6 protein-coding genes are annotated in these 13,629 nt (G+C 46.7%); all 6 read right to left on the bottom strand.

The window, feature by feature from the left end:
• Positions 1 to 31 precede the first annotated feature (31 nt).
• Complete coding sequence (locus ACTHPG_RS10565) at positions 32 to 925, bottom strand: carbohydrate ABC transporter permease (protein ID WP_440389179.1); 894 nt, start codon at positions 923 to 925, stop codon at positions 32 to 34.
• Between the two features lie 13 nt (positions 926 to 938).
• Positions 939 to 1,853 carry an ABC transporter permease gene (locus ACTHPG_RS10560; protein WP_440389177.1) on the bottom strand — a complete coding sequence of 305 codons (915 nt, stop codon included), beginning with the start codon at positions 1,851 to 1,853 and terminating at the stop codon, positions 939 to 941.
• 61 nt (positions 1,854 to 1,914) lie between these two features.
• Positions 1,915 to 3,651: a sugar ABC transporter substrate-binding protein gene (locus ACTHPG_RS10555; RefSeq protein ID WP_440389175.1), complete on the bottom strand. Its 1,737-nt coding sequence runs from the start codon at positions 3,649 to 3,651 to the stop codon at positions 1,915 to 1,917.
• 252 nt (positions 3,652 to 3,903) lie between these two features.
• Positions 3,904 to 5,307 (bottom strand): response regulator transcription factor, encoded by a 1,404-nt coding sequence (locus tag ACTHPG_RS10550; RefSeq protein ID WP_440389173.1) that lies wholly within the window; start codon positions 5,305 to 5,307, stop codon positions 3,904 to 3,906.
• Positions 5,304 to 7,016 (bottom strand): histidine kinase, encoded by a 1,713-nt coding sequence (locus ACTHPG_RS10545; RefSeq protein WP_440389171.1) that lies wholly within the window; start codon positions 7,014 to 7,016, stop codon positions 5,304 to 5,306. Before ACTHPG_RS10545 ends, ACTHPG_RS10550 begins: the two co-directional genes overlap by 4 nt.
• 217 nt (positions 7,017 to 7,233) lie before the next feature.
• The gene (locus ACTHPG_RS10540; protein WP_440389169.1) at positions 7,234 to 13,620 is read right to left on the bottom strand and encodes a rhamnogalacturonan lyase family protein; all 6,387 of its coding nucleotides are present in this window, start codon (positions 13,618 to 13,620) and stop codon (positions 7,234 to 7,236) included.
• Between the last annotated feature and the right edge of the window lie 9 nt (positions 13,621 to 13,629).

Below are 13,629 nucleotides of genomic sequence, written 5' to 3'. Positions count from 1 at the left end.
ATCAACCTTTCTAACACACGAAAACGTGGTTTTATTCTTTGACCGATCCGACGACAATGCCAGTTACAAAGTATTTTTGCAGCAGCGGATAAATCAGCAACAGTGGGATAACAGCGACCACGATTTTGGCTGCGTTCAGGTTTTTGTTCGAAATTTCAGTCAGGTTGCTGAGTTCGCTGGAGTTCGTGCCGGCTTGAAGCAAATCGGCAATATTCACGTTAAGGGACTGAATATAGGTCATTAGCGGATAATTGCTGACTTTGGTCATATAGATCAAACCACTGAAGAAGTCATTCCATGTACCTACGATACTGAACAGGGCGACTGTCGCCAGCGCAGGAATGGACACGGGAACATACACTTTGAACAATACCTGAAGCGGATTTGCCCCATCAATGAACGCTGCCTCTTCAAGCGCTTTAGGTACAGCGGAGAAAAAATTCATCACGAGGATGACACTGAATATCGGGACAGCGCCTGGCAGAACCAGTGCCCATATCGTATTCAGCATATCCAGGTTTTTGATCAGCAGGTAACTTGGGATCATGCCTCCACTGAACAACATGGCAAAAATCATGATATTCATATAAATGTTCCTGCCTTTAAAATCCCTCTTTGATTTGGATAACGGATATGCCATTAAAATAATCAAAATCATATTAAGCGCAAGAGTAAGCGCGACACGTAGAATGGAGATGCCAAAGGAACGCCAGAACTGTGAATCATCGATAATTTTGGTATACGCGGCTGTTGTAAAATTGACCGGAACGAGACCTACCGCATTTGCGGATACCGCCTCGCTGCTGCTGAATGATATGGCAACGATATTCCATAATGGAAGAAGGCAGACCAATGCCAGCATAATGACGATGGCATAGATGACAAACCGGCCAATTCGTTCTTTGAAGTTTGCAGAATAGGACACAGGTTTGGCCTCCTTAGAAGATTTTTCGATCCGTATATTTTTTGGCCAACTGGTTGGCAGACATAAGCAGCACAATGCCGATTACAGACTTGAATAAACCAACAGCCGTACCGAAGCTGTACTGTCGCCCAACGAGACCGATCCGATAGACATAGGTATCCAGAATATCGCCCGACTCATAGACAACCGGGTTATACAAGTTATAGATTTGATCGAAACCGGCGCTCAAAATATTGGTCAGGCTCATTACACCCATGAGCAGAATAATAGGGAGCATACCCGGTAAGGTAATATGCCATACTTTTCTCCACCAACTGGCTCCATCCATTCCTGCCGCTTCGTACAGACCGGGATCAATGGACGTAATGGCAGCCAAATAGACGATGGAACTGTAACCAAACTCCTTCCACACGTCTGTTCCTATAATAAGTGGCTGGAACCAGGTGTTGCTGCCAAGAAAATTAATATTCTCCAGGCCAAAGAACGCAAGCATTTGGTTTACAATTCCGTCCAAACTGAACATGTTGACAACGACGGATGCTAGGACCACCCAGGATAGAAAGTGCGGCAGATAAACAATCGTCTGCACGGACTTTTTAACGTATTTAATACGAATTTCATTTAATAAAACGGAAAAAATGATAGCCATCATCGTTCCAAGCAAAATCTTGCCAATCGCAATCACCAACGTATTACTGACGACCTGCGCAATATCCGGCAGCTTGAACATATACATAAAATGCTTCAGCCCCACAAATTCGGAGCCAAACATTCCTTTCGCCGGTACATAGTCCTGAAAGGCTGTGATGACGCCAACCATCGGGATATAGCTGAATACCAGCAAAAACAAAATGCCCGGCAGCATCATCATATGGTACATGGCACCTGGACCGAGCCGTCCTCTCGCTTTCAATTTCCCCTGTTTCATGGATGAACCCCTTTCGTTGAAGAAAGGCTGCGTATCGCAGCCCTGCTACTGTGCATGGATATTATTGTTTGGATGCGATCTCATCTTCAATTTCCTGAATCACTTGATCACCGCCTTGTTTTTTCCAGTTATTCACGAATGTATCGAAGTAATCTAAAGGTTCTGAACCCGTTATGATTTTGATAAACGACTCCTGCTCCAACTTCGTCAGATTGGCCCACGTCTGTTTCATACTTGCTGTAGTGCCGGAGAATGCAGGTGTCATCCATACGAATTTGTTTTCCTGTGTCAGTTTGTCGATCAGCCCCACTCCGTTGATTCGTGAATGATATTTGGACCAAGCAGTTACATCATCTGTATCCATGTCGCTCAAATAGGTTTTGATGCTTCCGATATTGTTTTTCGATTCGGTTGTTCGAACCTCATCCAGGCCAATCTCACCTTTGATGCCACGAACAACGTCAGAGTAATCATCCAGGAGCGATGTAGCCGAGTTGACTTCGATGTTAAAAGGTCTTGTTGATCCGTCTACCCCGGTCTCCTGGTACTTGGCAGCTTCCGGCATGGTTGTAGCGGCATCTTTATCATTGGCCAATTTATCGTAGAACAGATTAAGAATCTTAACAGCCAGTTCAGGGTGTTCATATCCCTTTCTCACCACGATAAATTGATTGGATGGATTGGCATGCGCCACGTTGACTTTGCCGTCTGCATCTTCCAGCGTATAAGCCGAGAACTTCGCATTCTTATCCATCTGTTTCGCACTGATCAGTCCCCAGTCAGGGATATGCCATGGTCCAAAAGCAATACCGCTTTGGCCGTTGGCGTACAGTGCGGTAATATCGTCAAACGTGCGGGTTCCGAATTGCGGATCAATGACGCCATTCTTGAACCAATCCGCCATGATACCCAGCATCTTCTTCGTTGCTTCTGTCGTGGAACCATACACGATTTTACCGTCTTCACCATTCATCCAATATTGCGGGAAGGCACCCTCGGTTGAGGCCACACCCAGCATCGTATATGCAGAGCCATTATAATCTGTTGTATTCATCGTGTTCACAAATGGAATACCTACCGGGTTCCCGGATTGGCCAGGGTCTCTTTCCAGGAATTCCTGTGCCGTTTTCTCTACTTCATCGAGCGAGATGGCACCGTCTCCGTCTGCATCAAGTTGAATTCCCAACAGATCCAACCAGTCCTGACGAACCCAAACCATGGTGGGTGCGGAATCCAGAGAAGTCGCCGGAAGTCCCATCAAACGTCCATCAATCGTTGCATTTTCTAATGCACGACCATCATAGGAATCGTATATCTGCTTGATATTGTCTGTAGCATATTGATCATATATGGCTGTCAGATCCTCAATCAGATCGTTATCCACCAGTTCTTTCAATTCATCTTTGGAATCAACACGCATCATGTCTGGCAATTCCCCGGATGCGATGGCGAGCGAAACCTGACGGCTATAATCTTCGCCATTGGCTTCAAATTGATCTGTAATCTGAGCATTAAACGTGTCTTTGACCAGTCGGGTATATGCGTTGTTTTCATAGGTATCACCGGCCGGCAGTTTTGGATTGGCTGTAGTTACCCGTCCCATGGTTACGGAAATTTCGTCTTTATAGGCACTGAACGGATCCCCCGGCGTTACCTCATACTTGCCTGCTTCCTCTGCAGTAGGCGGAGTGGAAGAGTCTCCACATGCCGCGAGAATTGCAACCATTAAGGCTGACATGGACAGTACAGCCAGACCTTTTGTCAGCAGTTTGTTTTTCATGGACCATGTTGTTTTCATCTAATTCGATTCCCCTTTATTCTGATGTTCATTTTTGTTTGCGCTTTCATTATAAAATGAAGTGTAGACTAATGGAGATAGGGATTGTACGGTCGTTTGGATAGAGTAATGTGTACAGTTTTCAATCGAAATTACAAAGCACTTCAAACTTGAGAACATTTACCCTACCTGCTGATCTACATTCGTCTAACTACCCTTACTTTGAATCAAAAACAAAAGCCGTCAGCTCCTGAAACAGGAAGCTGTCGGCTATTAATTCCCTCTGCCTTGCTGCCGATACTCGCTTGGTAGAAGACCTGTCAATTCGCGAAAAATCCGGCTAAAATATTTCTCATCCGTGTAACCCACTCGCTCCGCAATCCAGAAAATGGTGTCGTTCGTATTGAGCAAATATTCTTTGGACTTCTCTACCCGGATGAAACGGGAGTATTCATTAAAGGTTTTCCCCATCAGATCTTTGAAACATTGACTGAAATAACTTCGACTGATATTAAGTTGTTGGGAGAGTCCTGAAGCTGTATAGGCCTGTTCCATATCATGCTGCACGATCATCACTGCTTTTTTTACCGCATCGATGATCTCCGGCGAATATGACGTCTGTTCATCTGCCTTTCGTATGCTTGCAGCAGTCTGCTTAATCCATTCCTCAACCTCGTACCAGGACTCGAAAGAATGAATCATGGAGATTCTTCCAAGCGTGGTTTGGGCAAAAAGATGGTTCCATTCCATCACGATTGAGTACAGCAATCCCATCAAGGGACCTTTATGTAATCGTAATGATATAAACTGGTCAATAAGTTGGTTATAGTAACTCTCCTGGTGAGTCCATGGTGTCTGGAACCAACTTTGTTTGATCCGATCCATATCTTCATCCTGCGGTTCTTTTGAACATATGTCTTCCTCATTCATTGAAACAGCAATGACTGGGATATTGGGGTTGTAAGCATAGAATAAAGACGTATCTGTATAATTTATAATCCAGTTTTTGATTTGCGACCACGTACGTTCTTGTACATCAGACAACACCAACAACGTACCATGGGGAATTTGATCCAGAGACGCCTTCAATTGATGGAATAGTTGATCCTCTTTGGACGGATGGGCAGCCCACATGCAGCTATTACGTTCAACTTCCCACCTGATCTCACTGTCCTGCGCAGTTATCTCCATTGGCCACTTATGCTCTGATTTGCGATCCTGTGAAACAAGTACATACACATTTTGATAATGGACATTGATTTCATTTTGCGAAGGCAACTTTCGGATCGTATTCGTCAACCCGTTCATCCGGGTATGTATCCGTTGCAGAACATGTTCGAATTGCTCTTTCTCCAGCTGGACTTTGGCTATATAGTCGATGGCTCCAAGCCTAAGCGCTTCCTGGATATAATCGAAATCCTGATGCAGGGTTAACACAACAATATGAAGTTCCGGATAAAGCTGTCTCGCAGCTCGCATCAGTTCAATCCCTGACATGACGGGCATCGCAAGATCCGTCAGCATCAGATCGACCGGTTGGGTTTTCAGGAAATCCAGCGCTTTCGCCCCGTTGCTGGCCTCTCCTACAACCTCCATGTTGAACTCGTTCCATGGCATCGCAGAGCTAATGCCTTTGCGAACCAGCTTATCATCATCTACAATCAACACCTTAATCATGCCGAGATATCTTCTCCTTTAATAGGTAATACGAGCAGAATGCTGGTCCCTGTTCCCAATTCACTCTCGATCACCAGTTGTGCTTGGTCCCCATACTGTGCTTTCAACATGCGATGAACGTAATTGAGTCCGATGCCCATCCCAACTTTTTGTTGTTCAGCCACACGATTGTTCAGCAGATTATGAATGGTCTCTTCTGTCATGCCTGCACCATTATCTTGGATCATAATGTTCAACGTTGCAGTGCATGTCACTTCAATCTGTATAAAACCTTCGTCACTCAATCCATGATATAACGAATTTTCAACCAGCGGTTGCAGAATGAAGCGGGGCACAGGAATTTGGAGTACCTGTTCATCTGCAGTAATGCGAACGTCAAATTCAAAGTCATACCGAATTTGCTGCAAAATCAGATACTGTCTTAACGCATCAATCTCCTCTGCCATCGTGGATATTTGTCCTAATTTGCCCAGATTGTAATAAAGAAGCTTGTTCAAGGACTGTACCAGCTTGTCGATCTCCCCTTGACCGTTCATGACGGCCAACCAGTGTACCGTATCCAGTGTATTCATCAGAAAGTGCGGGTTGATCTGATAGAGCAGTTTTTCCACCTCCAGGTCTGCACGGATCTTCTCTTTCTGCTGAACTTCCTTAAAGAGGTCACCAATCTGATGCTGCATATTCGAAAATTCACCGAGCAGAAAATCAAATTCGGGAATCTGAGTACGAGCTCGGCTTCCTGTGGTTTGTGGATTCTTGGACATCCCGTTGATTTCCGAATGGAACAGCCCGAGCGGTTTGTAGACCATCTTCCACAAGAGCCAGGCGAGAAACACGGTAAAGCCGAGGAAAAATAAAGCGACCAGCAAAATTTGAAGCAACCACTGGTTTTTCTCCTGTTGATATTGATCCTGCGAAATGACCGATATGACACTCCATTTCTGTGAAGAATCCTCCTTGAACCAGTGATACCCGCGGGATACTCCGTCCTTGGCAGGATCTGATGTTAGGCTGGGGAAATTCTCCCCGACCTTCATGGCTTCCGGTATTTCACTGTACACAATATTTCCTGAAGCATCCAGAATGAGATGGGATAAGGCGCCGTTGTATTGAGAGTAGCCCAAGATATCCTGAGTAAGGCGAAAGCCGGATTCTACGTAAATATACACATCGTCCCTTTTGGAGAGTTGTACTTTTCGCATCGCAGACAGAACGAGTTGGTCATCGAATCGGTTCATACTGATATGAGGGCCGTAGTACTTAATACCATAGGTTTGAGAGAGCACAGGCAAAGATTCAAAAGATAAACGGTCTTTGATTGGAAAGTTGCCAAACTGTGTGGTTCCTTCTTTCTGGAAGTAATACAAGGTCAACCCGATATTCGGATTGGTAAATGTAACCACGCTTAACTCACTCTTTAATTCCTCCCGGGCCTCAATCAATTGAAAGATATCAGCGGACGGATTCAAAAACTCATCCAGTCTCTTGCCTGAAGTACCACTATAGGACAATTGCTGCGTAACGTGATTCAGATTGGTAATTGAATTCTCCAATGAGGCTGTCACCTGCTGTAAATTGCTCCGAATGCCATCGTCGATCTTATTGGCGAAAATGGAGTCAATGGTATAATAGGAGATTGCAAATATGCTGATAAAAGGGATAAATGCACTGAGAAAGAACAATAAAAATATTCTTTTTTTAAGAGTCATGGGGTCATTCTCCTTCTGAAAATGAAACAGCAAGCCTCCTGTGTATGGAAGCTTGCTCCAAGTCCAATTTCCTTTCATCATTATAGATTGATATTCAAATAAGTCAAACGCTTTCATACTTGTAGTTGTCATTACCCTTACTGTTCAGAGCTTCTCAGAAAAGACAAAAGTGCTGCACCTCAGAATGATGAGGTGCAGCACTTTTGATATACCTACTCTACTCTCGTACCGTCACATTTAATTTGTGAGATTTGGTTTCCCCTGAAGAATTACGAAGTATTGCTTCATACTCATAGATTCCAGGTGCCCTCCCCGAGATTGAAGTAACCGCAGACTGTGCAGCAGGTGAGTGAGATTGCAGGGATTGTGTATCAATCCGTACACCGTTTTCGTAAAGTTCATATTCGGTTGCATTTGTTCCCCACCATAGATTCATGGTGACATGATAGTTCCCGTCACCGTCCCAATTGTCATGCGACAGAACGGCTTGCCCCGGGGAAGCATCCGTGACGACAACTGTCAACGGAACACTCATGGTCGTACCGAGTGCATTGATTAATTCCCCGGTATAGATATAGGTACCATTTTTCTTCCCAGTCATGTCAACTTGAACAGATTGGGCGGCTGGGGATTGATCCACCAGAGAAATTTCCTTAATCAATTCACCATTCTCATACAGCTTGAACTGATTGCCGTTATTTCCCCACCACAGATTCATCGTGACGGTATACTCCCCGTCTTTGAGCCCCGTGTCGTAACCATTATTGTCAGATAACACCGGTGTGCCAGGTGCATCGTTTGCGAGTGGCGTTGCCTGATGGAGCCATTCTCCCCACTTGATTAGCACACTTGCCTGCTCATCTGTAAATACGGTTCCTCTAGCTGCTTGAACATCATTACCGTAGGATGCTAGCAATTGACGCGCTTTTGCACCTTCACGATTGTTTGCTGCCTGTTTGGCCTGCTGTAACGTGTTCGCAAGCTGATCTGCAAGTACACCAGCATTTGGATCGATCGATTCATCAGCAAAGGCGTTGGTTAGATTGATCAGGCTGTCGAATGTAGCAATAACCCCAAAACGATATTCTACCGTCTGTTCCCAGCCTGCCACATCGGTGATCGTAGCCGTAACCTGGTTCAGGCCCGGCTCCAGGGAATACGCCGGAGTGTCCAGGAGCACACCCACCGGTTCTGACACACCGGATACCGTATCGGAAGCGGTATAACCAATTTCCACATGTTGATCAATGGTGTATTCGGTTTGACCATGAATTTCAATGGTTGGAGGTACGAGATCAATGGACACGGACAACGATTGTTCACTCTCTTTATTACCGTCAACATCGACGCTCCAGTAGGTGATCGTATGTGTACCTTCTTCAGTCAGGGTCAACTGTGTACCACTCACCGTTTCGCCACCATTGATTTGATAATAGGTCCCTTCGATTTCGGAATCTTCATCACTTGCTGTAAAGGTTACTTGTACAGGAGAAGTATACCAGTCGTTCTGCGATTCCCCTTCCAAAGTCGCCTTGGTATGCGGGGCTTTCTGCTCCGGTGACTCCCCTTCCAGTGTGACAAAATCAGATAGCGGAATATTCAAATCTTTTACAAGGCGTGCCACGAGTTCAGACACCTTGATTGCACCGTTCATCTGCAAATGTGTATTGTCTTCGGTTGTACCTACCCACATGAATATCGATTTGGTTCCTTCTGTGCCAAGCTCCTGGAAATGTTCCCAACTGGCCTGGTTCAGATCGATGATGAGCGTTTCCGTTTCCTGCGCCGTTTCTTTCATCGCCTGTACGTATGCCGGGAAGCTTTTATTCAGCACCTCTCCGGTAAAATCACGGCGATTCACTGGTGTAACCAGAACCGGAATTGCACCTCTCTGGCGTGCACCGTCAATGTATTCTTTCAAATATACCTTAAACTGCTCGGGCGTCAGATAACGCTCGGGACGGGATGGCGTGGAATCGTTATGAGACCACTGCATGAACAGATAATCACCTTCATGAATGTCGAGCAAAATATCGTTGAGATATCCGCCAACCAGGAAGGTCTTACTGCTCAATCCCCCGACTGCCCGGTTATCAATACTGACTTCATTCTGATCGAAATAGTCATCTAACGTTTCACCCCAGCCAGCTTGCGGACGATAGTTCTCCGCGTAATTGGCCACGGTGGAATCGCTCGCCAAATATATAACAGGTTTATCGCTTGCACTGTGATCTGGCAGACGCTCCAGCTTCAGCGCATTAATCTTCGGTGCATTTCCGGTGAAGTTGAAGTTAAATACTCCATCGATCAAGGCAATGTCGTACGTAATTTCTTTGAATTCGCCCTTGGCAATGGTTGTGAGCGGCAGCTTTGTCATCTGCTCGACAACAACATTTGCGCTGGTTGATTCTTCCGCATCCCCGATGGTCATCGTTACCCGGTAATTGGCTGGCTTCATCTCCACCAGGAAGGAGGTGCCGTTTACCCGTGTGAAATCCTCTTGGAGTGCATCCCCGGTCTCACGGTTCTCATCTTTGGTCAGTGCAGTATCGGCAAAGCCATAACCGTTACCTTCGATGTACGCTCTTTTGGCATCTACTTTGATATATCCGTCGGCTGCACTGCCAGAACCAAAATCAAATTGGTATTCGTTTATCTCTTCGCTTGCTTCACTTGTCAATGAATTCTTCGCAACAGTTAACATATTAAACGTATGGTCCACTTGAGCCTGAGTGGCTTCCGTATTGAATATCGCTTCAGCAGCTGCCAAAGCCTGGTTCAGCACGGCCTTCGATGCATCTGAATATTCCGACAGATCAAGTGCTTTGATCTCATCGTACAGAGCGATTAAGGCCGCCTGGTCGCCGCCCTCCGAAGCAAGTTCTGTGCCTTCAATCCGCACGTTGTCGATCTGGGTGGTCCAGTTCAACGTGCCTCCACCGCCTTTTCTCGTACCCAGGAACCGCATGGATCTGATATTGTCCGCATAGGCGGCGGAACTCATCTGGATATCTTTGATCGTCTGAGTAACTGTTGAGTCTGCCAGATTACTTAATGTCAAATCAAGTGTTTTCTCCGTGAAATTAATGGTTGCATCCACATTGATCCACTGATTCTTGGAAATATCTGTAGCTGTTCCCCCTTCGGGTATGGCCGTATCCCCTGTGCCGTAGTCCGGATTATACGCACCGATAAAATAATGGATTTTCGAGCTTCCGGTCTTGGTATACAGCGTGAACAGGGCATTTTCGTTAGAATCCTGAATCGTGAGATGTCCTTCTGATGGATAGGCACTCACATTACCGGATTGCCAGTCAAAGTTCACTTTTACTTGATCACCGTTTACGGCATCAAACAGACGAAACACCTTGGCCCGATTGCCCGATCCGGACCCTGTGACGGACAGTACCTTATTTCCGGACTGCTCGACCACCGTTCCCGCCATGGTTCCTGCAATACCCGTTGCATTGACCATTGCATACTGGTAGCCCGCAGCATCGCCTTCAAAATCCTCTTCATAGAGTTGGATTTCCGGCTCTGGTTCGGGTTCGGTAATATCCGGGTCAATGACCAGTGATGAGATACTCAGCTCCATGTCTTTGACCGCACCAGCAACAAGTCCGGCAATTTTCTGTGCACCATAGCTGCTGAAATGGGTATTATCGTTGATTCCATTCGGGTACTTTGGATATTCACCCGGATTAGCATACAGGAATACCTTTTCCGTAGCGGTATTACCAATTTTGTCGTAGTACGCAATACTTAACTTGCTCAGATCAATCAACGGCACGTTCTGCTCTTCCGCCACTTCTTTTGCAGCCTGCACATATGCAGGGAAGCTGACGTTGAATTCCTGAGTCACCGTATTGAAATCTCTGCGACCTACCGGAGTGAGCAGTACCGGTGTAGCACCACGCTGTTTAGCACCGTTTATATAACGAGCCAGGTAGACCTTATAATCCTCCGGTGAAGCATACCGATCCGGTATCCCTGCACTGGCGTCATTATGACCAAAGGAAATGAAGAAGAAATCCCCGGGTTTGATTCGTTGCAAGATCGTATCCAGACGACCATCGACCATAAATGATTTGCTGCTTCGGCCGCCAATCGCATCGTTCACAATCACTGCGCCATTCGAGAAATAACGTCCGAACTGCTGACCCCATCCTTCTTGAGGAGCCTGCAATTCACTATACGATTGCATGGTTGAATCACCAGCCATATAGATCGTTGTTGCCGCACCCGCTGCTTTCTCCGGATATTTTTCGATGATGACATCCTGGATGTCTATGGCTGTACCGGTGAAGAGCAGATCAAGCTGTCCATCGACCAATGCAACATCATAGGAATACTCCAGTGGTGTTCCAGCGGTCACATTTGTTACGGCGAGCTTCTGAACGAATTCGGATTTGACCCCCACGTTGGAGTCATGTGCTTCATTCCCCAATCGCAGTGTCACTTTGTAGTTGGCATTTGGCAGGTCAACAGCAAATGTCGTACCTGTCGCGACCGAAACCTCATTTTCACCTACGGTAACACCACTTGTATCCTTGAACCCATATCCCGTCTCTTGTGTGTATAACGTGTCTTGTATAGCCGTATTTCCTGAAGCTGTCTCTGTACCAAAATCAAAACGGTAAACCTGCTCCGGCATTTCTGCTTCGCGGGTCAGCGACAGATCGGCTTTCGGGAATGCTGTAGCTTCCGCTCCGAGATAAAAGCCGGTATGAGGCGGCTGATTGTAGGCTACATTTTGCCAGGCTACGCCAAGTCGATACACAGGGTCCTGCATCAACGTAGGGATGCGATAATCTGAAGGGATGGTCGTTGTATAGAGACGATATTCCGAGCTATCTTCGCTCCGCAGCAGAATTTCTTCACGCCAGTCGCCCAGAATATCCGCCTGAAGCGCCGGATTGCCTTTAGTATGATTGTTCGTTAGCGTACCAGTTGCACGGAAGATTTCATTCAGCTTTTTATTTTCGTAATCCCATTTGTAAATGAGGGGAATTCCTTTGGCGGTACTGTTATCCCACTGATGGTCAAACAGCTCTCGCTGAAGATCTCCATCCCACCAGATGGCGAAGTTGGCAGTTGTGGGTCCTTCGTCCACAGTATAGATCGCTTCTCCTGCAGCCGAATAGGTATTGGTCACAGGTACACTTTGACCGTTGGTAACGGTCGTTGCCCATGACTCGTAGCCCGGATAGTTCGGATCAATGTCCGCCGACATTCCGCGACCGGTGTCAAAACCTGTTTTCTCGCCCCAGAGAATCTCACCTGTTGCCGCATCGCGCATCTCCAGTCCGTACGCTGCATCTGAATGCTCGTGTACGCTTACCACCTGGTAACCATCCCGGTTCGGATCAAGCTGGCCAGCGTGCATGGCATCACCGTGTCCAAGTCCGGTACTGTACATCAAGCTGCCGTCGTCATCTATGGCCAGGGCGCCAAACATAATCTCGTCCTTGCCATCATTGTCGGCATCCAGCACACTTAGATTATGGTTGCCCTGTGATTGATATTGTGATCCTGCTTCGTTGGTATCGAACGTCCAACGCTTGACGAGTTCCCCGCCTACATAGTCATATGCAACAAGCACAGTACGGGTATAATAACCCCGGCTCATCACGACACTCGGTTTTGTGCCGTCCAGATAAGCAATTGCGCCAAGGAATCGGTCTACACGGTTACCATAGCCGTCACCCCAATCACTGACGTTTCCTCTTGGGGGATCATAATTAACGGTCGATACGGCCGCCCCAGTCTCACCATCAAACAGCGTGAGATATTCCGGCCCTGACAGTATGTATCCGCCATCGTTGCGATAATCTTTCGTCCCGTCACCAATGACTGTGCCTTGGCCATCCTTCGTGCCGTCCGCCGTCTTGACAACAACCTCTGCCTTTCCGTTTCCATCCAGGTCATACACCATTAACTGTGTATAATGCGCTCCGGCACGGATGTTAATGCCCAAGTCAATCCTCCACAGCTTCGTGCCGTCCAGTTTGATGGCATCGATATAGACATTGCCGGTGTAACCGGCCTGCGAATTATCTTTGGAGTTGCTCGGACTCCACAGGAAGACGATCTCATATTCACCATCTCCGTCCAAGTCAGCTACGGAAGCGTCCCCTGCATAATAGGAGTAGGTTCCTCCATCCTTCGTCCGTCCATCCGCTGGTTTATCGAGCGGGATAGGCAAATAATCGTTATGCCAGACCGATACAACTTCCGGCAGCATCTGCTCCTTGCCTGCAATAACGGTAGAGAGCTGATATTGCGAGCTGTCAAAACCAGTGGTGTCCACATAGTTTGTCACGTCGCTTATAGGCGATGCATTTACTTTGGTTCCATTTTTATATATGTTGAAAGCGATATCATCTGGGTCGTTGTTTAAATACCTCCAACTTAAGAAAACGCCATTGTCTACAAGAACCGCAACCAAACCCCGATTCAGGTATTCTGCCTGACGACCCTGCATGGTGTTGGGTGATGACTCTGCACGGATGGGCGCCGGAGGAACAGCCAGTGAAATAACCATAAGGAGTGCTAAAAAAGATACAAACATCGACTTCTGGATGGAAACAGTTCTTCGGATCATTCGATTAAC

This window comes from Paenibacillus sp. SAF-068 (assembly GCF_051967555.1).
Classification (GTDB): Bacteria; Bacillota; Bacilli; order Paenibacillales; family Paenibacillaceae; genus Paenibacillus.
This window is presented reverse-complemented; position numbering and strand designations above follow the sequence as displayed.

Coding starts and splice junctions, on each gene's coding strand:
- ACTHPG_RS10560 (WP_440389177.1), bottom strand. CDS start 1,853: ATGAAACAGGGGAAATTGAAAGCGAGAGGACGGCTCGGTCCAGGTGCC.
- ACTHPG_RS10555 (WP_440389175.1), bottom strand. CDS start 3,651: ATGAAAACAACATGGTCCATGAAAAACAAACTGCTGACAAAAGGTCTG.
- ACTHPG_RS10550 (WP_440389173.1), bottom strand. CDS start 5,307: ATGATTAAGGTGTTGATTGTAGATGATGATAAGCTGGTTCGCAAAGGC.
- ACTHPG_RS10545 (WP_440389171.1), bottom strand. CDS start 7,016: ATGACTCTTAAAAAAAGAATATTTTTATTGTTCTTTCTCAGTGCATTT.
- ACTHPG_RS10540 (WP_440389169.1), bottom strand. CDS start 13,620: ATGATCCGAAGAACTGTTTCCATCCAGAAGTCGATGTTTGTATCTTTT.